General features: G+C 66.0%; 23 protein-coding genes and 1 tRNA gene. 11 read left to right on the forward strand and 13 right to left on the reverse strand.

The genetic code is table 11. The annotated features are described in order from the left end of the window. The first annotated feature begins 55 nt into the window (after window positions 1–55). A complete protein-coding gene (locus ACK4IU_RS13985) occupies window positions 56–1,237 on the forward strand; it encodes a deoxyguanosinetriphosphate triphosphohydrolase (protein ID WP_409736251.1) in 1,182 nt (393 codons plus the stop codon). A 90-nt stretch (window positions 1,238–1,327) separates the two neighbouring features. Here the strand turns inward: ACK4IU_RS13985 and ACK4IU_RS13990 are convergent, their stop codons facing one another. Then, a complete protein-coding gene (locus tag ACK4IU_RS13990) occupies window positions 1,328–1,789 on the reverse strand; it encodes a disulfide bond formation protein B (protein WP_409736292.1) in 462 nt (153 codons plus the stop codon). 254 nt (window positions 1,790–2,043) lie between these two features. Between ACK4IU_RS13990 and ACK4IU_RS13995 the strand changes: the two genes are divergently transcribed. From ACK4IU_RS13995 to ACK4IU_RS14010, 4 genes are all read left to right on the forward strand, one after another. Next, entirely contained in the window at window positions 2,044–2,901 is an 858-nt protein-coding gene (locus ACK4IU_RS13995; RefSeq protein WP_409736252.1) for a neutral zinc metallopeptidase, read from the forward strand. A gap of 44 nt (window positions 2,902–2,945) precedes the next feature. Beyond that, window positions 2,946–3,029 (forward strand) — tRNA-Leu (locus ACK4IU_RS14000). 466 nt (window positions 3,030–3,495) lie between these two features. Continuing rightward, window positions 3,496–4,143, forward strand: a complete 648-nt coding sequence (locus tag ACK4IU_RS14005; RefSeq protein WP_409736254.1) for a Hint domain-containing protein — start codon at window positions 3,496–3,498, stop codon at window positions 4,141–4,143. A 166-nt stretch (window positions 4,144–4,309) separates the two neighbouring features. After that, window positions 4,310–6,574, forward strand: coding sequence for a Hint domain-containing protein (locus tag ACK4IU_RS14010; protein WP_409736256.1), 2,265 nt, complete (start codon window positions 4,310–4,312; stop codon window positions 6,572–6,574). On the opposite strand, the gene ACK4IU_RS14015 is transcribed toward ACK4IU_RS14010, so the two are convergent. From ACK4IU_RS14015 to ACK4IU_RS14055, 9 genes are all read right to left on the reverse strand, one after another. Beyond that, window positions 6,575–7,186 (reverse strand): NTP transferase domain-containing protein, encoded by a 612-nt coding sequence (locus ACK4IU_RS14015; RefSeq protein ID WP_409736258.1) that lies wholly within the window; start codon window positions 7,184–7,186, stop codon window positions 6,575–6,577. Window positions 7,187–7,228: 42 nt separating this feature from the next. Further along, a complete protein-coding gene (locus tag ACK4IU_RS14020; protein WP_409736260.1) occupies window positions 7,229–9,649 on the reverse strand; it encodes an FAD-dependent oxidoreductase in 2,421 nt (806 codons plus the stop codon). 81 nt (window positions 9,650–9,730) lie between these two features. Further along, window positions 9,731–10,501, reverse strand: coding sequence for a hypothetical protein (locus ACK4IU_RS14025; protein WP_409736262.1), 771 nt, complete (start codon window positions 10,499–10,501; stop codon window positions 9,731–9,733). A gap of 134 nt (window positions 10,502–10,635) precedes the next feature. Continuing rightward, window positions 10,636–11,940, reverse strand: a complete 1,305-nt coding sequence (locus ACK4IU_RS14030; RefSeq protein WP_409736264.1) for a branched-chain amino acid ABC transporter permease — start codon at window positions 11,938–11,940, stop codon at window positions 10,636–10,638. Between the two features lies 1 nt (window position 11,941). Then, window positions 11,942–12,946 carry a branched-chain amino acid ABC transporter permease gene (locus tag ACK4IU_RS14035; protein WP_409736266.1) on the reverse strand — a complete coding sequence of 335 codons (1,005 nt, stop codon included), beginning with the start codon at window positions 12,944–12,946 and terminating at the stop codon, window positions 11,942–11,944. Window positions 12,947–12,984: 38 nt separating this feature from the next. Next, window positions 12,985–13,350, reverse strand: a complete 366-nt coding sequence (locus ACK4IU_RS14040) for a hypothetical protein (RefSeq protein WP_409736268.1) — start codon at window positions 13,348–13,350, stop codon at window positions 12,985–12,987. Between the two features lie 2 nt (window positions 13,351–13,352). Continuing rightward, window positions 13,353–14,066 carry an ABC transporter ATP-binding protein gene (locus tag ACK4IU_RS14045; protein WP_409736270.1) on the reverse strand — a complete coding sequence of 238 codons (714 nt, stop codon included), beginning with the start codon at window positions 14,064–14,066 and terminating at the stop codon, window positions 13,353–13,355. After that, complete coding sequence (locus ACK4IU_RS14050; protein ID WP_409736272.1) at window positions 14,059–14,850, reverse strand: ABC transporter ATP-binding protein; 792 nt, start codon at window positions 14,848–14,850, stop codon at window positions 14,059–14,061. Before ACK4IU_RS14050 ends, ACK4IU_RS14045 begins: the two co-directional genes overlap by 8 nt. A 105-nt stretch (window positions 14,851–14,955) precedes the next feature. Next, complete coding sequence (locus ACK4IU_RS14055; protein WP_409736274.1) at window positions 14,956–16,152, reverse strand: ABC transporter substrate-binding protein; 1,197 nt, start codon at window positions 16,150–16,152, stop codon at window positions 14,956–14,958. 264 nt (window positions 16,153–16,416) lie between these two features. On the opposite strand from ACK4IU_RS14055, the gene ACK4IU_RS14060 reads away from it, so the two are divergent. Further along, complete coding sequence (locus tag ACK4IU_RS14060) at window positions 16,417–17,523, forward strand: PQQ-dependent sugar dehydrogenase (RefSeq protein ID WP_409736276.1); 1,107 nt, start codon at window positions 16,417–16,419, stop codon at window positions 17,521–17,523. An 87-nt stretch (window positions 17,524–17,610) separates the two neighbouring features. On the opposite strand, the gene ACK4IU_RS14065 is transcribed toward ACK4IU_RS14060, so the two are convergent. Beyond that, complete coding sequence (locus tag ACK4IU_RS14065; protein ID WP_409736294.1) at window positions 17,611–18,630, reverse strand: GlxA family transcriptional regulator; 1,020 nt, start codon at window positions 18,628–18,630, stop codon at window positions 17,611–17,613. A gap of 157 nt (window positions 18,631–18,787) precedes the next feature. On the opposite strand from ACK4IU_RS14065, the gene ACK4IU_RS14070 reads away from it, so the two are divergent. Then, on the forward strand, window positions 18,788–20,158 hold the full coding sequence (locus ACK4IU_RS14070; protein WP_409736278.1) for a class II 3-deoxy-7-phosphoheptulonate synthase: 1,371 nt from the start codon (window positions 18,788–18,790) through the stop codon (window positions 20,156–20,158). A 70-nt stretch (window positions 20,159–20,228) separates the two neighbouring features. On the opposite strand, the gene ACK4IU_RS14075 is transcribed toward ACK4IU_RS14070, so the two are convergent. After that, a complete protein-coding gene (locus ACK4IU_RS14075; RefSeq protein ID WP_409736280.1) occupies window positions 20,229–20,852 on the reverse strand; it encodes a PAS domain-containing protein in 624 nt (207 codons plus the stop codon). Window positions 20,853–20,996: 144 nt separating this feature from the next. On the opposite strand from ACK4IU_RS14075, the gene ACK4IU_RS14080 reads away from it, so the two are divergent. From ACK4IU_RS14080 to ACK4IU_RS14090, 3 genes are read left to right on the forward strand one after another with little or no spacing between them, the layout of a single operon-like run. Next, complete coding sequence (locus ACK4IU_RS14080; protein WP_409736282.1) at window positions 20,997–21,890, forward strand: YicC/YloC family endoribonuclease; 894 nt, start codon at window positions 20,997–20,999, stop codon at window positions 21,888–21,890. Between the two features lie 3 nt (window positions 21,891–21,893). Beyond that, window positions 21,894–22,538 (forward strand): guanylate kinase, encoded by a 645-nt coding sequence (gmk, locus tag ACK4IU_RS14085; RefSeq protein ID WP_409736284.1) that lies wholly within the window; start codon window positions 21,894–21,896, stop codon window positions 22,536–22,538. Then, entirely contained in the window at window positions 22,535–23,053 is a 519-nt protein-coding gene (locus tag ACK4IU_RS14090) for a gamma carbonic anhydrase family protein (RefSeq protein WP_409736286.1), read from the forward strand. Before gmk ends, ACK4IU_RS14090 begins: the two co-directional genes overlap by 4 nt. Window positions 23,054–23,059: 6 nt before the next feature. Here the strand turns inward: ACK4IU_RS14090 and ACK4IU_RS14095 are convergent, their stop codons facing one another. After that, entirely contained in the window at window positions 23,060–23,365 is a 306-nt protein-coding gene (locus ACK4IU_RS14095) for a hypothetical protein (RefSeq protein ID WP_160147710.1), read from the reverse strand. Between the two features lie 204 nt (window positions 23,366–23,569). Here ACK4IU_RS14095 and ACK4IU_RS14100 point away from each other — a divergent pair, with 204 nt between their 5' ends. Beyond that, a complete protein-coding gene (locus tag ACK4IU_RS14100; protein ID WP_409736288.1) occupies window positions 23,570–24,586 on the forward strand; it encodes a sensor histidine kinase in 1,017 nt (338 codons plus the stop codon). Window positions 24,587–24,704 lie beyond the last annotated feature (118 nt).

A 24,704-nucleotide genomic window follows, 5' to 3' on the forward strand; every position in this document is an offset into this window, starting at 1 on the left:
CATCGGCATCCGCCCCGAATATATGGAACCTGACCGTGCCTCACAAGGACAGCCCATGCTCGCCGCCTTCGCCTGCCAGCCCGATCAAAGCCGTGGGCGCCAGTGGCCCGAGCGGCTCTCTTCCTTCCGGTCGCCCTATCAGCGGGACCGCGACCGGATCATCCATTCCTCGGCCTTCCGGCGGCTGAAACACAAGACCCAGGTCTTCGTCGAACACGAAGGCGACTACTACCGCACCCGTCTGACCCATACGATCGAGGTGGCGCAGGTCGCGCGCACCATCGCCGGGGTCCTCGGCCTGAACACGGATCTCGCCGAGGCAATCGCGCTGGCGCATGACCTTGGCCACACGCCCTTCGGCCATACCGGCGAGGACGCCATGGAACGGCTCATGGCGCCCTATGGCGGCTTCGATCACAACGCCCAGGCGCTGCGCATCGTGACCCGGCTGGAACGGCATTACGCCGATTTCGACGGGCTGAACCTCACCTGGGAAACCCTTGAGGGCATCGCCAAGCACAACGGGCCCGTCACCGGCCCCAATGCCGACCGCAAGCATGACGGCCCGCTGCCTTATGCGCTGGCCGAAGTGAATGCCCAATGGGATCTCGAACTCGACAGCCACGCCTCGGCCGAGGCCCAGGTCGCCGCCATCGCCGACGACGTGGCCTATTCGCACCATGACCTGCACGACGGCCTGCGTTCGGGCCTCTTCACCGAGGCCGACCTGATGGACCTTCCTGTGACCGGCCCGGCCTTCCATGAGGTGGACCGCCTCTATCCGGGGCTCGAAAGGATGCGCCGCCGGCACGAGGCGCTGCGCCGGGTCTTCGGCCGCATGGTCGAGGACGTGATCGCCGTGGCCCAGAACCGGCTGGCCAGTGCGCAGCCCCGATCGGTGGACGAGATCCGCCACATGGGCACGACGGTGATCCGCTTCTCCAAACCCCTCTACCAGGATCTGAAGGCGGTGCGCAGCTTCCTCTTCCACCGCATGTATCGCGCGCCCTCGGTCATGCAGGAACGCGCGCGGGTCACGCGGATGATCGACGACCTCTTCCCGCTCTTCCTGCGCCAACCCGAACTCCTGCCGCCCGAATGGCAAGCGGACGTGGCCGCGGCCACCGACGAGACGCGGCTGGCCCGCGTGGTGGCCGACTATGTCGCCGGCATGACCGACCGTTTCGCGATTCAGGAACACGCCCGTCTCTGCGCCGGGCCGGCCTCGTACGACTAGATCAGGATCGCCGCAGAACCGCCTCTGCGGCTTGCCCTTTTCCAAATACTCTCGGGGGGTGCGGGGGGCGAAGCACCCCCGCTTCCGGCCTCAGTCCCGGCGTGCCGCCGCGACCCAGAGGCCGGCAAGGCCCAGCGACAGGATCACGTTCCACCCCGCCATCGAGATGCCGAACAGCGACCAGGCGATCTCGTCGCAGCGCACCACGGCCGCGACATCCTTGGTCGGATCCAGAAGGTCGGCGGTGGAAATACCGCTGATCGACCCGGCGGTGCAGGTGGCAAGACCTTCCCACCAAAGCTGCTCGACGCCCACATGGAACACCCCGATCGCCGCCGTGGCCAGCGCCGCCAGCGCGCCGGCCCAGGCCAGCCCCCGCCAGCCCGTCGCAAGCGCCAGGACCCCGATCAGGATCGCCGCCGCATGCGGCCACCGCTGGTAAAGGCACAGCTGGCAGGGGGCGAGCCCGCCGATGTACTGGAACGCGAAGGCGCCGCCAAGCATGGCCGCAGAGCCGAGGGTGGCGATCAGGATCAGGGTCGGGCGGGTCAGGGTCATGCGTCTGCTCTTCACGGATGCGCCGCGACCATAGGTGCGGGGCGCAGAAAGGGAAAGGGGCTTGCCTCCCGTCGCACGCAAGCGTGCATTCGCGCTTCCGAACCGACGGAGCTGCGGATAGGATTTGTGCCAGGCTCCCGGGGAACCTGGTTGAGGAATCATGAACGGCCGCGGGCAACCTGCTGATTCTTATTGGGTAAGCCGGATTGTCCACTGTGGACACATCGGCTGCGGGAAGGGGTGACGACATGGAATGGCGCGGGCGCAGGGGCAGCAGCAACATCGAGGACCGGCGCCGGATGGGCGGCGGCAGGGCTGGCCAGGTTGCCGGGATCGGCGGCGGCGGGGCGATCATCGTCTTCCTGATCGCCATGTTCCTCGGGGTCGATCCCAGCCAGCTTCTCGGCACCGGAGACACGTCCTCTTCGGGCGGGGCACCGGTCGAGTTGACGGCCGCGGACCAGGCCGAGGGCGAATTCGTCTCGGTCGTCCTGGGCGACACCGAGGAAATCTGGACCCGCGTCTTCCAGGAACAGCTCGGCCGGACCTACCAGCCCGCGACGCTGGTCCTCTTCAAGGAGGCCACCCGCTCGGCCTGCGGCGGCGCGTCCGAGGCGACCGGCCCGTTCTACTGCCCGGCCGACAAGAAGGTCTATCTCGACACTGCCTTCTTCACGACCCTGCACCAGCGGCTCGGCGCCGGCGGCGACTTCGCCGCGGCCTATGTGGTTGCCCACGAGATCGGCCATCACGTCCAGGACGAACTCGGGATCCTCGGCAAGGCGAACCAGATCCGCCAGCAGGTCAGCCAGGCGGAATCAAACGCGATCTCGGTCCGGATCGAGTTGCAGGCCGACTGCCTGTCCGGCATCTGGGCACGCGAGGCGGCGCAGACCCTGGGCGTGGTCGAGCGCGGCGACCTGGAAGAGGCGGTCAATGCCGCGCGCCAGATCGGGGACGACACGTTGCAGCGCAACGCCGGCCAGCGCCCCATGCCGCACACCTTTACCCACGGCACCTCGGAACAGCGGTCACGCTGGTTCATGATCGGGCTGCAATCGGGCCAGATGGCTGATTGCGACACGTTCCAGACCGACAACCTGTGACGCGTTGACGGCGGCGGGCCGAGGCGATAGACCCGCATGCGGTGGCCCGAGTGGCGGAATGGTAGACGCAGGGGATTCAAAATCCTCCGCCGCAAGGTTTGCGAGTTCGAGTCTCGCCTCGGGCACCACAATGGTCCACGGACGGGATCTGCACCGATTCGATCGCGTTTTTCGCGGCTTGCTCCATTTCGCGGAAATCAGCTTTTTTGCCCGCCGATCTGGAAACACCGCATGGCCATGAATCGCGCATCATGAATGGAACAAGCATTCAACTGTCGATCAACAGGCAGTTGAGCGGTACCTTCTCGCAGATTTGATGTGATACAATCCTGCATACACGCCTGGATTGAAATGCGCGCCTGTTCAGGATTTTGCGGTGCGTGTTTCGTGCTGCCATTTCGGTCTTTTTCGCGCCGATGTCGCCGCGCGCTCTGCTGGCAGCGAATGGAGCACACGTTTGGGCTGAATTCCGCCTGTGTTGCCCTTGTTTAACAACAATTTTCTGCTTTTCTCTGTCCCGGGCGGGACGGTATGCAGGATTGATCGTCCCGCGCCGTCCGCGGGGGTATCGTGTTACGGGAGCAGAGGGTCATGATGTCGGACGATGCCTTCCAGTCAGAGATCGACGGCCCGTCCTGGGAGCGGGCGCCACGCGCCACGCCGTGCTTTACCCCCGGCACCCTGATCACGACGCAGCGCGGCGAGGTCCCGGTCGAGCTGATCTCGGCCGGAGACCGGGTCGTCACCCGCGACAACGGCATCCAGACCGTGCGCTGGGTCGGCAAGACGCAGATGTTCCTGCACGACTTCCAGGCCGAGCCGCATCTCTTGCCGGTCTTCATCCAGCAGGGCTCGCTCGGAAAGGGCCTTCCCGAGCGGGACATGATGGTGTCGCCGAACCACCGTGTCCTCGTCACCAACAGCCGGGTTTCCGTGCGTTACAGCGAACGCGAGGTACTGGTCGCCGCCAAGCATCTGGCCGCGCAGGGGGTGCATACCGTGCAGTCCAGCGGCACGACCTACATCCACTTCATGTGCGACCGGCACGAGGTGGTGCTGTCGAACGGCGTCTGGACCGAGACCTTCCATCCCGATGACACCTCGCTGAAGGGGATCGGCAATGCGCAGCGGCTGGAGATCCTGGAATTGTTCCCCGAGCTCAAGACCGCGGCAGGACGAGCGGCATATGGCCCATCGCGCCGGATTCTGACCGATGCGGACGCCATGGGACTCGCTACATAATCAGAGATGCGGTAAAGAGAACGGCAACTATTTCCGGTAAATCGAGCGACCATAGCCACGATTTGTTGAAACTTGCCCGGTCCTGGCAAAGAGCCGGCATAGTTTTGACAAAAAGCGGTCAAAGGAGATGGCTAGGTTGCGCGGACGAGGCAGGGAGACTTAATTTATGTCGACCATCTACGGTGGCGGTGGCGGTGAAAGCATCGTCGGCGACAACGATGGCAATTTCAACGACCTGTTCTTCGGAAACAACGGAAACGACACGCTTCGCGGTCTGACAGCCAACGACACGCTTTACGGCGGCAACGGAACGGATCTGCTCTACGGCAATGACGGTCTGGATGTCCTGTCCGGCGATGCCTCGTCCGATACCCTGTATGGCGGCAACGATGCCGATCTCCTGTACGGAGGCACCGGGGACGACACGCTCTACGGCGATGCCGGAAACGACACCGTCTATGGAGACAATGGCGCCGACCGGCTGTTCGGCGACGACGGCCTTGACACCCTCTACGGTGGCGTCGGCGTCGATACGCTGTATGGCGGCAACGTTGCCGACCTTCTGTATGGAGGAAACGACGGCGACACGCTCTCTGGCGATGCCGGAAACGACATTGTCTATGGCGACGATGGCGCCGACCGCCTGTACGGCAATGACGGCCTCGACAGCCTTTTTGGCGGCGTAGGTAACGATACGCTGTACGGCGGCAATGATGCCGACCTGCTGTTTGGCGGTAACGACACCGACTCGCTCTTTGGTGATGCGGGCAATGATACGCTTTACGGAGATGCCGGTGCGGACCGGCTGGAAGGCGTCGACGGGAACGATCGGTTGTTCGGCGGCGACGGGGTCGACACGCTGTATGGCGGGGCGGGGGACGACACGCTGCAAGGCGGTGCGAACGCCGACGTCTTCTATGGCGGTGAGGGTCTCGATTTCGTGGACTACTCCGACTCCGGTGTCGGCGTTAACGTCAGCCTGACAGGCGGCACCCTGACCGGCGCCAATGGGGCAGCTGCCGGCGACTCCGGTTTTGGCGTCGACGGGATCATCGGGTCGAATTTCGACGATACCCTTGTCGGCTTCGACGGCTTCAGCTTCGATCCGAACGACGCCTACACCAACATCATCTATGGTGGCGCCGGCAACGACTTCATCTCGGGCCAGGATGGACCCGACAGCCTCTATGGCGGGGCCGACAACGACACCATCTACGGTGACGAGAACAACGACTTCCTGTCGGGTGATGCTGGCCGCGACCTCCTGTATGGCGGCATCGGCGCAGACACGCTTTATGGCGGCAATGACGCCGATACGCTTCGCGGCGAGGATGGCGATGACGTGCTGGCCGGGAATGACGGCACCGATCTGCTGTACGGCGGCACCGGCAATGACACGCTCTTCGGTGGCAATGACGCCGATACGCTTTACGGCGATGCCGGCAACGACCAGCTGACGGGCGACGGCGGCAATGACTTGCTCTACGGCGGGGACGGCAGCGACACCCTGAGCGGCGGAACCGGTCGCGACGTGCTTTATGGCGGCATTGGCCGCGACGTCATGTATGGCGAGGATGACGAGGACCAGTTCTTCGTCGGCTTCAACACCGCCTACACCGGCAACCCCGCGCGCAACGATGTGGCGCTGAACGAGTCCATCTTCGGGGGCAGTGGCGGTACCGACAATGACACGCTTACCGTCGACATCACCGGCTTCGGCTGGGCCCGGATCGAACTGACCTACGATCCGTTCAACCAGGAGAACGGGACGATCACCTTCTTCGGGCCCGACGGCGTAACCGTCGTCGGCACGCTGACCTTCACCGACATCGAGAACGTGGTGATCGTCTGCTTCACCGCCGGAACCCGCATCATGACCGAGCATGGCCCGGTCGCGGTGGAGGATCTGCGCGTCGGCGATCTGGTCGTCACACGGGACAACGGCTTGCAGCCGCTGCGCTGGATCGGCCGGCGCAGGCTGTCCCGTGCGGAGTTGCAGGCGCGTCCCCAGTTGCAGCCCGTGCGCATCGCGGCCAGGGCGCTTGGTGCTGCCAAGCCTGACCGGTCGATGCTGGTCTCGCCACAGCACCGCCTGCTGATCGAGGGGGCGCGGGCCGAGATGTATTTCGGCGAGGCCGAGGTGCTGGTGCCGGCCAAACATCTGGTCGGGCTGGCCGAGGTCAGCCGCGCGCTGCCGGCCGAAGGGGTCACTTACGTCCATATCCTGTTCGACCGGCACGAAATCGTGCTGTCCGACGGCATCTGGACGGAAAGCTTCCAGCCGGCCGAGCGGACCCTGTCCGCTCTGGATGCGGCGGCGCGGGAGGAAGTCCTTGACCTTTTCCCGGAACTCGCCGCCGGCGAGGATGTATTCCCGGCCGCGCGCCTGTCGCTGAAGGCGCACGAGGCGAAGGTCCTCCTGTCGCGCTGATCAGAGCGGGCGGCCGAGATAGGCTGCCCAGTCCTCTGGCGTGTCCAGATCGCGCAATGCCATGGTTCCTGGCAGGGGCAGCAGGCTTAGCCGGTCCCGGTGGGCGAGAAGGACCGACCGTCCCCCTTCGTCGCCTGTCACCTTTGCAAGCTCGGGCCAGAGATCGCGGGGAAAGATCGTCGGATGCCCCGGTTGACCCTCTGCCGTGCTTCCGCGCCAGATCTGCTGCGGTGCGGACCGAAACGCATGGATCAGCCCATCCAGCGCCTCGGTGGTGAAGTCGGGCATGTCGGCCGGCAGGATCATCAGTCCGGCCTCGATCCCAGGCTCTTCGGCCATGACCTCCCCCACGCCCCGCACCAGCGAGCGGGACATGCCAAGCTGTGCATCCGGCACCGGCACGATGCGAACCGACAGTCCGTCCAGCGCCGCCTGCCGCGTCCCGGCGTCGGGGGGCAGGGTGACCCAGACCGGCATCCCGGTCTTCAGGGCGGTCTCGGCGATCCGCCGCAGGATCGGCCGGTCGCCGATCGGCTGCAACAGCTTGTCCCGACCACGCATCCGGGTCGAGGCCCCGGCGGCGAGGATCAGAATGGCGACGGTGGGGTCCATGCCTGCATGCTTGGCACGGGCGCCCGGCATGTCAATGCGACCTCAGCCGCGCATCCGGCCGCCGTCGTCCCACAGAGGCGCGAGATGCACCCGCGCGGGGCGGCGTTCGCCGAGGATCTCGATCTCCAGCGCCAGCCCGTCCTGGACCCGGTCGGCCGGGATGAAGCCCTGCGCCACCGACTTGCCGGTCCAGTGACTGAAGCCCCCGCTGGTGCACCAGCCCACCACCGCGCCGTCCAGCCAGATCGGCTCCCAGGCCACGACATCGGCATCGGCGGCATCGACCACGATCGGCACCAACCTGCGCTTGGGCCCCTCGGCCTTTTCTCTCAGCGCGGCGGCCTTGCCGATCCAGTCCACGGGCTTGTTCCATGCGATGAAGCGGTCAAGGCCGGTCTCGGCGGGCGTGTAGTCGGGGCTGAACTCTCGGCCCCAGGAGCCGAACCACTTGTCCAGTCGCAGGGACATCATCGCCCGCATCCCGAAGGGTCGCAGGCCGAGGTCCTTGCCGGCGGCCGACAGCACATCCCACAGATGACGGACCGACATGTGGTCGGTGTAGATCTCGTAGCCTAGATCGGCGGTATAGCTCACCCGCTGCACGATGCAGTTGGCCATGCCCACGGTCATCCGCTTCACGTCCATGAACCTGAAGGCTTCGGCGCTGACATCCGACCGGGTGACGCGGGACAGAAGCTCGCGCGACTTGGGCCCCGCGATCTGGAAGCCGGACCGGGAATCCGAGATATTCTCGACCGTTACGCCCGGTTCTGCATGTTGCTCGAACCAGCGGCTGTGCCAGCCTTGTGCGCCGTAGCTGGCGGTCAGCTGGAACTCGGTCTCGGACAGGCAGGTGACGGTGAAATCGCCGATGATCTTGCCGCTTTCCGCCAGCATCGGCGTCAGCGACAGCCGCCCCGGCTGCGGGATGCGGCCCGCCATGATCCGGTCGAGCCAGGCCCGCGCGCCCGCGCCCGTGACCCGATACTTGCCGAAGTTCTGCACCTCGTTGATGCCGACGCCTTCGCGCACCGCCATCACCTCCTGCCGCGTCGCCTCCCAGGCGTTCGAGCGTTTGAAGGTCGGCGTCTCATAGCGCGGCTCGCCCGGGAGCGCGTGGTAGTTGACCACCTCCAGCCCGTATTGCTGGCCCCAGACCGCGTTCATGCCATCGAAGACCTGATACATCGGCGTGGTGCGGAACGGGCGGGCGGCGGGGCGTTCCTCGTTCGGGTAAGAGACGCTGAAGCGCATCTGGTAGTTCTCGATGACCTTCGGCACCGTGTAGCCGGGCGAGGTCCAGTTCCCGAAGCGCGCCACGTCGAAACCGCGCGGGTCGCGTTCCACCTCGCCGTGGATCATCCATTGCGCGAGCGCGAGCCCCATGCCGCCGCCCTGGCTGAAGCCCGCCATCACCGCGCAGGCCGACCAGTAGTTGCGCAGCCCCGGAACCGGCCCGATCAGCGGGTTGCCGTCCGGGGCAAAGGTAAAGGGCCCGTGGATCACCCGTTTGACGCCCGAGCGTTCCAGCACCGGGAAGCGGCGGTAGGCGAAGTTGACCGAGTCCTCGATCTTGTCGAACTGCTCGTTCAGAAGCTCGTGGCCGAAGTCCCAGGGCGTGCCGTCTACCGACCAGGGCTCGCAGGGTTTCTCGTAGAAGCCTATGCAGAGGCCGCGGCCTTCCTGCCGCAGATAGGATTCCCCGCCGGGGTCCATCACATGCGGGAACTCGCGGCCCGATTTCAGGATGTCCATGATCTCGGGGATGTCGTCCGTCACCAGGTATTGGTGCGCCATCGGCAACAAAGGCAAGTAAACCCCCGCCATTGCCCCGATTTCCCGCGCCCAGAGGCCGCCAGCATTTACCAGATGCTCGCAGGTGACGGTGCCCTTCTCGGTGACGACTTCCCAGCCGTCCTTCGTCGGGTTGGTCTCGAGCACGCGGTTGTGCAGCACGATCTCGGCCCCGCCCATCCGCGCGGCCTTGGCATAGGCATGGGTTGTCCCCGACGGGTCGAGGTGGCCGTCGAGCGGGTCATACAGCCCGCCGAGGATGCCATCGACATTCACCAGCCCGTCGGTCAGCTTGCGAATCTCCTCGGGCGACAGGATCTCGGTATCCAGCCCCATGTAGCGATGCTTGGCGCGTTCGGCCTTCAGCATCTCGAACCGGGCCTCGTTGTCGGCCAGCGTCACGCCGCCCACATGGTGCAGGCCGCAGGACATGCCGGTGATCGCCTCCAGCTCCTTGTAAAGCCGGATCGTATAGCCTTGCAGGGCGGCCATGTTGGTGTCGCCGTTGATCGTGTGGAAGCCACCCGCCGCGTGCCAGGTCGAGCCGCTGGTCAATTCGGACCGCTCGATCAGCATGACATCCGACCAACCCAGCTTGGTCAGGTGATACAACACAGAGCAGCCGACGACGCCGCCGCCGATCACCACCACGCGCGCATGGGTCTTCATCCCGGATCTCCGAAGCAGTCTGAACTTGAGCGTCAAGCTGACCGCGAGGGCGCGGCAAGGCCCGCTTATCCGCGACAGGAATCAGTCGCTTTTTGCAGTCATGGTTGCGGCCAGCCTCTGGCTTGCCGCGTGCAGGGGGGGCCAGAGCGCGCCGAAACCGGCCTCGCTCCATGGGGCGCTGCGTCCGCGTCCGTCTTCGAGTCTGGCTCCCGGGGTCAGTCTCGCGAGTGTTTCCGCCTTCACGGAAACACCGTTCAGAGTGACCACCGCAAGCCGCTCCCGCCGCCGCCGCACCCAGGGAAGGCGCGACTTGATCCGGGGCCAGACCGGTATCCGCGACAGGAACTCGCGCCGCAGCATGACCGCGCAATCCGTCGGAATGGCGCGGATCTGCCCGCGGCCAAAGGCGGAGATCACGATATCGTCGATGGCGGAATCGAGTCCCGGCGGCAGGGTGCCGGTTGCGAAATGCTGCGCGTATAGCCGTGCAAGGTTCGGATCGGCCGCCGAATGAAAGGCGAGAACCGAGGAGTTTCCGACCGGAAATCTTGCAGGGTTCCTCCGGACGCGGTCGAGAAACCAACGCAAGCTGCCGAAGCCCAGCCCTGCCGGGGGCAGCATCAGCAGATTGTCCGGTCCCGCGACATGCGCGGCGATGCGTCCCACGTCGCCGATGATGATACTGTCCAGATCCAGATACACGCATGTCGTATCGGCCGAGGGCTCGACGGCCAGAAAGACCGACAGTTTTGCGCGATAGCCGAAGGTCTGGAACTCGGCTGCGTCAAATGGGGCCGGAATCAGCTTCTGCAACACCCTTCCGTCGACGCCCTCTCGCAGCCGGTCGGTCATCAGGACAACCCCGGCAAGTCCGGGCGAATGCCTGTGGGCGGCCTCGACCAGGGCATTGACGTGGGCGGGTCCGTAATGGCTGCCCCAGAGCGCCAGCACTAGCACAAATTGCTGTGATGGTGCCATGGCCCCCATTACTTTTCCGGGATCAGGCCCTTGGGCGCAAAGCGCAGGACCACCAGCAGCACGACCCCCAGCGTCAGAAGCCGCATGTGCGACGCGGTGTCCTGAAGGTGGGTCTTCAGCGGCCCTGCCGGCAATCCCGAGGTCAGGATCGCCATCACCTGCGGCCCAAGGAATTCGACCGCCAGATACAGCCAGCCGATCAGCAGACCGCCGAGGATCGCGCCCCAGTTGTTGCCGGACCCGCCGACGATGACCATCACCCAGATCAGGAACGTAAAGCGCAGGGGCAGGTAGGAGGGAGGGGTCAACTGGCCCTCCATCGAGGTCATCATCGCCCCCGCCAACCCGACCACGGCCGAACCGATGATGAAGATCTGCAGATGGCGGAACTTCACATCCTTGCCCATGGCCGCCGCGGAAACCTCGTTGTCGCGGATCGCGCGCACCATGCGGCCCCAGGGGCTGTTCAGGGCGCGCTCGCACCCCCAGACCAGCAGCGCCAGGACAATGCCAAACATGGTGGCGTAAAGCAGCTTGACGAAGATGGTGGACGCGGTGACCGGATCCAGGTTCATCGCCGCCACGGGCTCGAGGAACACTGGATTGAGCTGCAGGTCCACCTCTTTCGGCACCGGCCACGGGCGGGGCAGGTCGATCAGGTTCTTCACCCCCCGGGCCAGCCAGTCCTCGTTGCGCAGCACGGTGACGATGATCTCGGCGATACCCAGCGTTGCGATGGCGAGGTAATCCTCGCGCAGGCCAAGAGCGATCTTGCCGATCACCCAGGCGGCAGCGGCGGCCATCAGCGCGCCCACTGGCCAGGCGATGAGCGAGTTCCACCCGAGCCCGCCGATGTTGCCAGCCTGCGCGGGGTTGTTCGCCTCGACCGCGGTCACGGCCGGGTCCAGGATCATCCGGTAGATGAAGAATGCCACCACCAGATACAGCGCCAGCGCCAGCGTGCGGCTGGTGCCGGGGGGCAGCTTCCGGTACAGCCAGGTGGCCAGGCCGATGGCCAGCGCCGCGAAGGCCAGCGCCTCGACGATCTGCGGCCCGCCGGCCGCCCATCCCTCGGGCACGGGCTTGGACGAGACCAGAACCACCGCCAGCCCCCCCAGCGCGACCGACCCGACGATGCCGGTCGAGAACAGGCCGGCATAGCCCCACTGGATGTTCACGCCGATTGCCATGATGCAGGACAACAGCGCGAGGTTCAGGATGTTCAGTGACAGGTTCCAGCTTTGCAGCAGGCCCGTGAGGATGAACAGCAGCGCCACGCCGGCGAACATCAGCAGGTTGCGATAGCGCGACATGTCATTTGCCTCCGAAGATGCCCTGCGGGCGGAACAGGAGCACGATGATCAGGATGCCGAACGAGACCGCGACCTTGTAGTCGGTTGACAGTGCCTGATAGAGACCGTCGCCCAGCCAGTCCGGTGGCAGCAGGTAGCTGAAGATCTTGCGCCAGGCGTTGGTGACGATCAGTTCCGAGAAGGCGACGATGAAGCTGCCGACAACGGCGCCGAGCGGGCTGCCGAGCCCGCCGACGATCGCTGCGGCGAACATCGGCATCAGCAGGCTGAAATAGACGACGCCGCGGTATGACTTGTCCAGGCCATAGAGCGTACCCGCGATGCAGGCGAGCGCCCCCGCGACGATCCAGGTGATGGTCACCACGCGCTCGGGGTTGATGCCGGACAACAGCGCCAGGTCCTCGTTGTCGGCATAGGCACGCATCGACTTGCCGGTGCGGGTGCGTTGCAGGAACCAGAAGAGCGCGACGCAGCAGATTGCCGCCGCCGCGACCGAGATCGCCTGCGTCGTCTTGATCGCCAGGGGCTCGGCCAGTCCGGTTGCGGCCCGGAAATCCTGCGGGTTCAGGAGCATGCGCGCCCCGTCGCTGAAATTCTGCTCCGAGGTTCCGATGATCATGCGGACAAGACCGTTCATCACGAACATCACCCCGGTCGAGACGATGACGACGATGATCGGCTTGGCCCGCTGCTTGCGGTAAAAGCGATAGACCACCCGGTCGGTCGCCAGGACCATCGCGATGGTGACAAGGATGCCCAACGGCAGGGCCAGGAGCGCGGTCGGCAGAGGCCCCGCGCTGATCCCCATCGACTGGAACCACCAGGTGAAGAGGATCACGAAGGCTGTCCCGAAGGCCATCGTGTCGCCATGGGCGAAGTTCGAAAAGCGCAGCACGCTGAAGATCAGGGTGATGCCAAGCGCCCCGAGCGCAAGCTGGCTGCCATAGGCAAGACCAGGAACCACGATGAAGTTGAGAAAGGCCGTAAGGGCGTTCAGAAGGTCCATCGGGTCACGCGGCAATCAGTGGAATTCTTGGTCATCGTTCAGCCGCCATCCGCCATGCAGGTGCCCGAGCCGGTGATGGCCACCGCGCTGTCGCCCATGGCATGGGCCGTGAACAGGATCTCGCCGTTGGAAAAGATCGACACCAGGCCCGACACGCCGTTCTGCGGCGGGATCACGATCGAAACCTCCCCGCCTGCGTCGATCGTGGAGGTCTGGTAGCCTTCCCAGGCCTGGCCCTGCCAGGAAATCCGCCGGACATCGCCGGCCTCCTGGATCAGGAACGGATCGCCGGCGAACGGCTCGCAGGTGCCGCCGCCGCATTGGCGGTCTATATTGCATTCGAACCCGGCAAGGGAAACGGACGGGATCAGGGCCAGCATGGCCGAAAGCGCAAGGCGCGTCATCGTCAACCTCCCAGGAAAGACTTGCGAACGTCGGGGTCGGCCAGCAGGGCCTTGCCGGTATCGGTATAGCGGTTGGTGCCCTGCACGAGCACATAACCCTTGTCCGCGATCTCCAGCGCCTGACGGGCATTCTGTTCCACCATGAGGATGGAAATCCCTGTGCGGGCGATCTCGATGATGCGGTCGAACAGTTCGTCCATAACGATGGGGGAAACCCCGGCGGTCGGTTCGTCCAGCATCAGGACCTTGGGCTGGGTCATCAGCGCCCGGCCCACCGCGACCTGCTGGCGCTGGCCGCCCGACAGCTCTCCGGCCTTCTGATACCGCTTTTCACGCAGGATCGGGAACAGGCCGTAGATCTGCTCCATCGTGTCGCGGATGCCCTCGTCCTCGCGGATGAAGGCGCCCATCTCCAGGTTTTCCTCCACCGTCATGCCGGTGAAGATGTTGTGGGTCTGCGGGACGAAACCCATGCCCTTGCGCACCCGAGCCTGGGGCGTGAGAGAGGTGATGTCCTCTCCCATCAGCCTCACGCTGCCCTGGCGCAGTTTCAGCATCCCGAACACCGCCTTCATCGCGGTGGACTTGCCCGCGCCGTTCGGACCCACGATCACCGCGATCTCGCCGGGTTCGACGGCCAGCGTGCAGGAATGCAGGATATCGACCGCGCCATAGCCGCCGGTCATGTTCTCGCCGATCAGGAAGGGTTCAGCCATGCGCGGCCTCCTCCTTCAGCTTGTTCTTCAGGCCCCGGCCCAGATAGGCCTCGATCACCCGCTCGTCGTTCTTGACCTCGTCCACCGTGCCCTCGGCCAGCACCTTGCCCTCGGCCATGCAGATCACCGGATCGCAGAGCCGCGCGATGAAATCCATGTCGTGCTCGATCACGCAGAAGGTATAGCCGCGTTCCTTGTTCAGGCGCACGATGGCATCGCCGATCGTGTTCAGAAGCGTCCGGTTCACGCCGGCGCCAACCTCGTCCAGGAACACGATCTTGGCGTCGACCATCATCGTCCGGCCGAGTTCCACCAGCTTCTTCTGCCCGCCCGAGATCATCCCGGCCTTCTGGTCGGCGATGTGTGAAATCGTCAGGAACTCCAGAACCTCGTCAGCCTTCTGACGGATGCGTTCCTCTTCCTCGGCCACCGCCCCGCGCGAGAAGAGCGCGTTCCAGAGCTTCTCGCCCGACTGGCGCGGCGGCACCATCATCAGGTTTTCCCTAACGGTCATGCTGCCGAACTCGTGCGCGATCTGGAAAGTGCGCAGAAGGCCCTTGTGGAACAACGCGTGCGGCGGCAGGCCGGTGATCTCCTCGCCATCCATGAACACATGGCCGGAGGTCGGCTGATAGCGTCCCGCGATCACATTGAAGAGTGTGGTCTTGCCCGCGCCATTCGGACCGATCAGGCCGGTGATCGTGCCGGTCTTGATTTCCAGCGATGCGCCGTCAACGGCATGAAAGCCGCCGAAATGCTTGTGCAGCTTCTCGACCCGGATCATGTCCTTCCCCTGTCGCGGCTCGTCTCGCCCATGGCGGCGGCCTTCTCTTGGGCAACGGCCCGGGGAGTTCCCGGGCCGCGCCGTTTCATCCGATCTGCGGGCGGATCAACGGAACTGGACGGTCTCGTACTTGCCGCCCTTGACCTCGAACTGCTTGTAGCGTCCGGCGGATTCGCCCGGCCCGATCAGTGTCACGCCCGAGGCGCCGTCATAGTCGATGGCGGTGCCAGCAGCGATCAGTTCCAGCGCCTTGCCAAGCTCGCCCGGAAGGATCTTGACGCCCGATCCGTCGGCCGGCCCGTTCGCGATTTCCAGGATCTTTTCCTTGAATACGGCCGGATCGGTCGAGCCCGAAGCCTCCATCGCCAGCATGATCAGCGCGGCGGCGTCATAGCTTTCCGGAGTATAAGGCGAGGTCGCATCGAAGGCCGGATCGTTGGCCTTGCCCATTTCCTGCAGGACCGCAGCGCCGGGGCTGTCCGACTGGGCAACCTGGCCGTAGGACCCGTCCAGCGCGGGACCGATTGCCGCGGGCAGCGAGTCACCGACCATGCCGCCCGGCAGGCCGAAGGTCGTGAAGGCGCCGGTGTCCAGCGAAGCCTGGATGATGCCCTTGCCGCCCTGGTCCAGATAGCCCGCCACGACCAGCAGGTCGCCACCGGCTGCCGCCAGCGCCGCGACTTCGGCGGAGTAGTCCGCCTTGCCGTCATCATGGGCCGCGTTGATCGTCACGACACCACCCTTGGCGGTGAAGGCATTGGCAATGGATTCGGCCAGGCCCTTGCCATAGTCCGAGTTTGAATAGGTCAGCGCGATGGACTTGACGCCCTTTTCCATCAGGATGTCGGCCATGACTTCGCCTTCGCGCGCGTCGGACGGCGCGGTGCGGAAGAACAGCCCGTTGTCCGGGTCGGCAGTCAGCGCCGGCGAGGTGGCCGAGGGCGAGACCATCACGATGCCGTTCGGCATGGCGACGTTGGTCAGCACCGCGCGGGTGACGCCCGAGCAGTCGCCGCCAATGATGGCCTTGACCCCTTCTGCGGTAATCATGCGCTCGGCCGCGGCGGTCGCTGCGGCGGCGTCGGTGCAGGTCGAGTCACCGCGGACCGAGGTATAGGTGTTCTTGGCCTTGCCCGAGGCGTTCACTTCGGCCATCGCGGCTTCGGCAGCATTGGCCATGTGGCTGGTCAGCGATTCGATTGGCCCGGTGAAACCGATCAGGATGCCGATCTTCACGTCCTCGGCAGCCGCGGCCCCAGCCATCAGCGCGCAGGCCGAAGCGGCCAGCAGAAGTTTCTTCATTTGTTGTGTCTCCCATGTTGGATCGAAATCCTGGCGCAGAGCGTAGAGAGGCGCCATGCAAAAGGGAAGCCCCTTTTTGTCGACACAGAGTCGGCAGGATGGCGCCGCCAAACCGGGCGTGAAGGCTGATCGCCAACCGATAGGCGCAGGCTCTTCGGACTTCAAGCCATAAGTCACATCCTCGTGGCAGGGGCGGTCCGAACTGCGACTACGATGCTATATCTCCTGCGAGATCACCCAGTAGTTGCGCCACGGAGGTTTGGATTGCTTGCAACCCGGAAACTGCTTTCCCTCGTCATGGCGCTGGTCGCGCCATCTGTCCACGCATCGACCGTCGATACCTCGGCGGGTGGCCTGTCGATCTCCAGGGTGATCGGAGGTCTTGAAGAGCCTTGGGCCATCGCCTTCCTGCCGGACGGGACGGCGCTGGTCAGCGAACGCGGGGGGCGGCTGCTTAGGGTTGCGGACGGCGCAGGACAGCCCATTGCCGGAGTGCCCGAGGTGATGGCGGAAGGGCAGGGTGGATTGCTGGACGTGATGGTGCCGGCGGATTTCGACCAGACCCGGGAGGTCTGGCTCAGCTTCGCTGCGCCTGCTGGTAGAGGCGGGGCCACGGCGGCAGGTGTCGGACGGCTCTCGCCGGACGGGCGGCAGCTGGAGAATTTCCGCATTGTATTCTTCGGCGAACCCTATCGCGGCGGGCGGCACTTCGGGTCGCGGCTGGTCGAGATGCCGGATGGGGCGATTGCCCTGACCACCGGCGACCGGGGGACCGGGCCGGCGGGGATGCAGGCGCAGGATCCGAAACTGTCGGCAGGCAAGGTGATCCTGCTGTCGCGCGAGGGCAAGCCGGCCGTCGCGGTCGAGGGCTGGACGCCCGGGATCCTGTCGATCGGCCACCGCAACATCCAGGGCGCGGCGCTGGACCTTTCGGGACGGCTGCTGACCGTCGAACACGGCGCGCGGGGCGGGGACGAGCTGAACGCGCCCGAGGCGGGCAGGAACTACGGCTGGCCGGTCATTAGCTACGGGATCGACTACAACGGGGACAGGATCGGGACCGGCACCGCGGCCGAGGGGATGGAGCAGCCGCTGCATTACTGGGACCCCTCGATCGCGCCCTCGGGGCTGATGGTCTATTCGGGCAGGCTGGTGCCGGAGTGGCGGGGGGACATCTTCTTCGGCTCGCTCAACAGCGACTTCCTCGGCCGGCTCGATCCCGACGCCCCGGCCGCCACCGGCTTTGCCGAGGAGCGGATCAGCGCCCCCGAGACCGGCCGCGTCCGGGACGTGGTCGAGGCGCCGGACGGGTCGATCTGGTTCCTGTCGGTGCTGGACGGGGCGGTCTACAGGATGGCGCCGGCCGAATAGTGTCCACGGTAGACAATCCGGCTAACGCAACTCATATCAAGGACTTGCCGTTTTCTGTTAACCTGGTGTTAACCCCTGTCCGACGCCTCAGATCGACAGCCTGACCGGAACGGCGCCGGGAATGCCTTGCGTGCCGCGTTCACGGTAGGGCGTGGTGCTGTAGTGGCTTCGGTAGCACTTGGAGAAGTGCGACGGGCTGGCAAAGCCGCAGGCCAGCGCCACGTTGATAACGCTCATGTCGGTCTGCATCAGCAGGTTCCGCGCCTTTTGCAACCGCAGTTCCATGTAATACCGCTTGGGGCTGCGGTTCAGATAGCGGCGGAACAGACGCTCCAGCTGGCGGGTGGACATGCCCACCTCCTCGGCCAGATCGGCGGGCGACATCGGATCCTCGATGTTGCCCTCCATCATCTGAATGACCTGGCTGAGCTTGGGATGCCGCACACCGATCCGCGTCGGGATCGACAGTCGCTGCGTGTCCTGGTCGGTGCGGATGGTGGAATAGATCAGCTGGTCGGCAACCGTGTTGGCCAAATCCTCGCCATGGTCGGCGGCGATGATCTTCAGCATCAGGTCGATCGAGGAAATCCCGCCCGCCGTCGTCCAGCGGTTGCCGTCCATGACATAGACCGACTTGGTCAGCTTCACATCCTCGAATTCCTCGGCGAAGCCATCCTGGTTTTCCCAGTGGATCGTAGCCTTCTTCCCGTCGAGAAGCCCTGCCTTGGCCAGCGCGTGCCCTCCGGTGCAGATGCCGCCGATGGTCACGCCGCGCCGCGCCTCGCGCCGCAGCCAGTTCACCACCCCCCGCGTCGTGGTGCGCTGGATGTCGATCCCGCCGCAGACCAGGATCACATCCTCGCGGTCCAACTCCTCCAGTCCCATGTCAAGGCAGAACACCGCACCGTTGGAGCAGGCCTTCTCGCTGCCTTCGCCCGCCAGCACCCAGGTGTAGAGCGTCTCGCCCGCGACGCGGTTGGCCAGGCGCAGGGGTTCGATCGCGCCGGCGAAGGAGATCATGGTGAACTTGTCGAGCAGCACGAAGACGAACCGGCGGGCGGCGGTCTGTTTCTGCGTCGGGGTGGCCTTGAGCGGCGCGAGCGTCATTTCTGCGACCTGTTCATGTCGTTTGTGGGCCATCGAACCGCAATTTCCGCCCCTCCGCAAGGGCCGAAAGCCGCGGTTTTCGCCCAATCGCCCTTTGCAAAGGCGGAAACGGGGGCGTATATCGCAGGCCGACTGGATGACCGACCGGAGAAGCAGGATGACCAAGGGATGGACGAAATCGGCCTGGCGCGCGAAGCCGCGGATCCAGATGCCGGATTATCCCGACCAGGGGGCGCTGAACGCGGTCGAGGCGCAGCTTGCCAAGTATCCGCCGCTGGTCTTTGCCGGTGAGGCGCGGCGGTTGAAGAAGGCGCTGGCCGAGGCGGCCGAGGGCAAGGCCTTCCTTCTCCAGGGCGGCGATTGCGCCGAGAGTTTCGCCGAATTCAGTGCCGACAACATCCGCGACACCTTCCGGGTGATGCTGCAGATGGCGGTGGTGCTGACCTATGCCGCCAAGGTTCCGGTGATCAAGGTGGGCCGCATGGCCGGCCAGTTCGCCAAGCCGCGCTCTGCCCCGACCGAGGTCATCAACGGGGTGGAACTGCCCAGCTACAAGGGCGACATCATCAACGGCTTCGACCCCACGCCCGAGGCGCGGATCCCCGATCCGAACCGGATGCTGCAAGCCTATACCCAGGCGGCGGCCAGCCTGAACCTGCTCCGCGCCTTCAGCACCGGCGGTTTCGCCGATATCCACCGGGTGCACAGCTGGACGCTGGGCTTTGCCGAGCATGACAAGGCCGAACGCTACCGCGAGATGGCGAACCGCATTTCCGATGCGCTCGACTTCATGAACGCGGCCGGGGTGAACAGCGACACCGCGAACGAACTGTCGCGGGTGGATTTCTATACCAGCCACGAGGCGCTGCTTCTGGAATATGAAGAGGCGCTGTGCCGGGTGGATTCGATCACCGGGCAGCCGGTGGCCGGCAGCGGCCACATGATCTGGATCGGCGACCGCACCCGCCAGCCGGACGGCGCGCATGTGGAATTCTGCCGGGGCGTGCTGAACCCGATCGGGCTGAAATGCGGGCCCACGACCACGGCCGAGGATCTGAAGGTGCTGATGGCCAAACTGAACCCCGAGAACGAACCCGGCCGGCTGACGCTGATCGCGCGGTTCGGCGCGGGCAAGGTCGGCGACCACCTGCCGCGGCTGATCCGGACCGTGCGCGAGGAAGGCGCGAATGTCGTCTGGTCCTGCGACCCGATGCACGGCAACACGATCAAGGCGGCCTCGGGCTACAAGACGCGGCCCTTCGACAGCGTGCTGCGCGAGGTGCGCGAGTTCTTTGCCATCCACAAGGCGGAAGGCACCGTGCCGGGCGGGGTGCATTTCGAGATGACGGGCCAGGACGTGACCGAATGCACCGGCGGCCTGCGCGCCGTGTCGGACGAGAACCTGGCCGACCGCTATCACACCGCCTGCGATCCGCGGCTGAATGCCTCGCAATCGCTGGAACTGGCTTTCCTCGTGGCCGAGGAACTGTCCTCGCACCGCGAGGCCGCGCGGCGCATCGCGCTGTAACGGGTGGGGCAGGAGATGAATGGGGCGGCGGGGCGACCTGCCGCCCCTTCTTCATGCGGGATCGGGAGCTTCAGTCGCTGACGTGGACCAGTCCCAGATGACCGAGCCGCCGGATCGGCCGCACGGGCGCCGGTTCGGTGGCCTTGGGGCTTGCGGACGATTGCGGGGGCAGCGCCGCGTCGCGCCAGCCTTGCAGCTGAAGCTTGCCATGGTCCGGGGCGTCGGCGACGAAGCCCAGCACGCCGAGCAGGGGCCGGCAGTCGGCCTTATCGGCCAGCGGCAGCAGCAGGAGGCGCGCAACGAGGCCGCGGGTGGGCATCCGGTCGAGGCCGAGGTCGAGCTCGACCACGGCGGGGGCCGCGAAGGCCCGTTCGACCATCAGGCCAAGCTGGGGACGCGACTCGACGGTGAAGAGGCAACTGAGCGGCAGGCCGCGCAGGTCGATGCCGGCAAAGTCGGCCAGCCGCGAGCCGGCGATGCGCACCTGCACCAGACCGCGCCCGATCCGTTCGGCCAGGAACACCCGGTCGAGGGCGCCGCCCAGCCCCCTCGGGTCGATCGCCGCGCGGTCGGGCAGCTTGCCGTCGCGGCGCAGGCTTTCCCAATAGGCCCGGACTTGCGCCAGCCCGTCGAACACCGGTTCGTGCCGGGGCAGGGGCGGGGGACGGAAACGATCGAGGAAACGCGGGGTCATCACACTCTCCACCAGCCGGGCGCGCGGGTCTTGCAGCGGAAGGGTCCGCTGCGTCATGAAGGAAGCCTAGCGCGGATCGCGAAGATTCGGCCGAAAATCTAATCAAATGGTAAATACCGCACGCGGCGGTTGAATGGGGCCCGCATGATCTCGATGACAGGTTTTGCCGCGCGGCGGGGTGCCGGGGCCGGTTTTGGCTGGGTGTGGGACCTGCGGTCCGTGAACGGCAAGGGGCTGGATCTGCGGCTCAGGGTGCCGGACTGGATCGAGGGCCTCGAGGCAGCGATCCGGGCCGAGCTGCAGAAGGCGATCCCGCGCGGCAATGTCAGCCTGACGCTGAAGGTCGCGCCGGAGGAGGGGGGCGCTGATGCGGGCTTTCCGTTGAACGAGGCCGCGCTTGGCGCGGCGCTGGCCTCGCTGGCGCGGGTCGAGGCGGCGGCGATCGCGGCGGGTGTCACCCTGCGCCAGCCCACCGCCGCCGATGTGCTGACCCTGCGTGGCGTGATCGAGCAGGGCGGGCAGGAGACCGACACCGCCCCCCTGCGCGCGGCGCTTCTGGCCGATCTGCCGGCGCTGCTGGCCGATTTCGCCGCGATGCGCGCGGCCGAAGGCCGGGCGCTGGCGCAGGTGTTGTCGGCCCAGCTCGACCGCATCGCCGCGCTGACCGCCGAAGCGCAGGCCGAGACCGTGACCCGCGGCGCCACCCAGGCCGAGACCTTGCGCGAGGCGCTGGCGCGGGTGCTGGCCGCGACCGATGCGGTGGACGAGACCCGCCTCGCCCAGGAACTCGCGCTGATCGCGGTCAGGACCGACGTGACCGAGGAACTCGACCGCCTCACCGCCCATGTCGCCGCCGCCCGTGCGCTGGTGGCCGATCCCGCCCCGGTGGGCCGCAAGCTGGATTTCCTGATGCAGGAATTCATGCGCGAGGCCAACACGCTCTGTTCCAAGGCGCAGTCCCTGGCACTGACCCGGATCGGCCTTGACCTGAAAACCGTCATCGATCAGATGCGCGAGCAGGTCCAGAATGTGGAATGACCGATGACCAACCAGTCACCGCGGCGCGGGCTTCTCCTGATCCTTTCCTCGCCCTCGGGCGCGGGGAAATCGACGCTGAGCCGGATGCTGATGGCCTGGGATCCGACGATGCGCTTTTCGGTTTCGGCCACCACCCGCAAGCCGCGACCGGGAGAGGTGGACGGCCGCGAATACCATTTCCGCAGCCGAGAGGAGTTCCTGGCCCTGGTCGCGGAGGGCCAGATGCTGGAACATGCCGAGGTCTTCGGCAACTTCTATGGCTCGCCGCGCGCGCCGGTCGAGGCGGCGATGCAGGCGGGCACCGACACGGTCTTCGACATCGACTGGCAAGGCGGCCAGCAGATCAAGCAGGCGATGCGCGGCGACGTGGTGTCGGTCTTCATCCTGCCGCCCTCTATCGCCGAGCTTGACCGCCGCCTGCGGGCCCGCGCCCAGGACAGCGACGAGGTGATCGCCGGCCGCATGGCGAAAAGCCGCGACGAGATCAGCCATTGGGCCGAATACGACTATGTGCTGGTCAACGACGATCTCGACCGCACCTTCGAGAACCTCAAGACCATCCTCACCGCCGAGCGGCTGAAGCGCGAACGGCAGCCCGGCCTGTCCGCCTTCGTCCGCAGCCTGAACGAGGAGTTCGACGCCAGATGATCTATGCACTTGACGGGATTGCACCGACGATCGACCCCTCGGCCTGGGTGGCCGACGAGGCCACGCTGATCGGCAAGGTGGTGGTCGAGGCCGATGCCTCGGTCTGGTTCGGCGCGCAGGCGCGCGGCGACAACGAGGAAATCCGCATCGGTGCCGGGACCAACGTGCAGGAAAACTGCGTCCTGCACACCGACATGGGCTATCCGCTGGTGATCGGCGCCAACTGCACCATCGGCCACAAGGCCATGCTGCACGGCTGCACCATAGGCGAGGGCACGCTGATCGGGATGGGCGCGACGATCCTGAACGGGGCGAAGATCGGCAAGGGCTGCCTGATCGGTGCCTGTGCCCTGGTCACCGAGGGCAAGGAGATCCCGGACGGTAGCCTGGTGATGGGCGCGCCGGGCAAGGTGGTTCGCCAACTGGACGAAGGCGCGCGGGCGCGGCTTCTGGCTTCGGCCTCGGGCTATCAGGCCAATGCACGGCGGTTCAAGGCCGGATTGAGGCCGGTCTGATCCGCCTCAGCCTTCCTCGACCAGTTCGATGGTGATGCCCTGCCGGGCCGCATGGCTGCGCAGTTCGCGCAGCACGATCTGTCGGTTGGGCAGTTTCGGCGCCACCACACGCAAGGTCTTGCGGTAATCCTGCGCCCCCAGCCGTTCGATGATCTCCAGCGCGTCGAACGTGTTGCAGAACAGCGGGGCAACGACCAGTTCCAGCGCGGCCGGAAACGGCAGGTAGCCGTCCAGTTCGTCCAAGGGTATCGAGGCGAACTCCTCCGGCCGCAAGCTGCCTTCGGCCGCTCTCGCCTCCGGAATCCCGATCACCAGGCACCTGAGCTTTTGCGACATGACTCCCCAATCTCCTAGTGAGCGCCGCCAAATCGTCAGACAGAAGGACTTTCGCCGGGGACGACCACTGTTCCGGACAAGGGCCGGTTCCGCACCGCGTTACGTTTACTGCCGGGAATTTACTGGTATTCCTGCGCATGACAAGGGTCGCAATACACGCAGGGGTGGAGAGATGCGCGCATGACCGAGGTCGAGATCTCGAGGCTTCTGGCCGGCTTGCCCCTGCCGGCGATGCTGATCAGCGATGGCGAGCGGGTGCAGGCCTGCAACGCCCAGGCCCTGGCGCTTCTGGGCGAGGGGATCGTGGGTCGGCATCCTGCGATCGCCGTGCGCGCGCCGGGGGTGCTGGAGGCGATCGGCCGGGTCGGGCCGGAGACCCCGCCGCAGGAGGCGCGGATGTCGCTGCGCCGCGAGGGGCAGGAGCAGGTGTTCCAGGTCACCGTGTCTTCGTTGCGCGAGGGGCTGGTGCTCTGCGTGTTCCGCGACGTGACCGAGGAGGAAAAGGCCGGCGAGATGCGGCGGGATTTCGTCGCGAACGTCAGCCACGAACTGCGCACGCCGCTGACCGCGCTGATGGGCTTCATCGAGACGCTGAAACACGCCGCGAAGGACGACCCCAAGGCGCGGGAGGTGTTCCTGGGCATCATGGAGGCCGAGGCGGGCCGGATGAACCGGCTGGTGCGCGACCTGTTGCAGCTGTCCCGGGTCGAGGCCGAGGAACGGGTGCGCCCGAAGGAGCCGGTGGCGCTCAAGCCGCTGCTGGAGGGCGTGATTTCCTCCCTGCGCGGGGTGGCGGAGAAGACGGGAGACCGGGTGGAGCTTGTCGGGGACCCGGTGACGGTGCCGGGGGATCGCGACCAGCTGGTGCAGGTCTTCACGAACCTGGTGGAGAACGCGCTGAAGTATGGGCGCGCGGGGCAGGTGGTGCGGGTGTCCCTGTCGCCGGAGGAGACGGTGCGGGGGCCGGCAGTGCGGGTAGAGGTCGCGGACGAAGGGGAGGGGATCGACCCGGTCCACCTGCCGCGGCTGACCGAGCGGTTCTACCGGGTGGACACCCACCGCTCGCGCGAGATGGGGGGGACGGGGCTGGGGCTGGCCATCGTGAAGCACATCGTGAGTCGCCACCGGGGGTGGCTGCGGGTGGAGAGCGTGGTGGGCGAGGGGAGCCGGTTCTCGGTCATCCTGCCGCTGGGGTGAGGTGGGGGCCGCAAAGGCGACGGCTGTCCACGGTGGACATTTTCGGATTATGGTTTGAAAGCAAGGGGTTGGGCGTGGGCGTTAGGGGTTTGTTAAGGGGGTGGTTAATGTGCGTAGG

Origin of the sequence: Tabrizicola flagellatus, assembly GCF_046295235.1 — a bacterium.
Classification (GTDB): Bacteria; Pseudomonadota; Alphaproteobacteria; order Rhodobacterales; family Rhodobacteraceae; genus Tabrizicola; species Tabrizicola flagellata_A.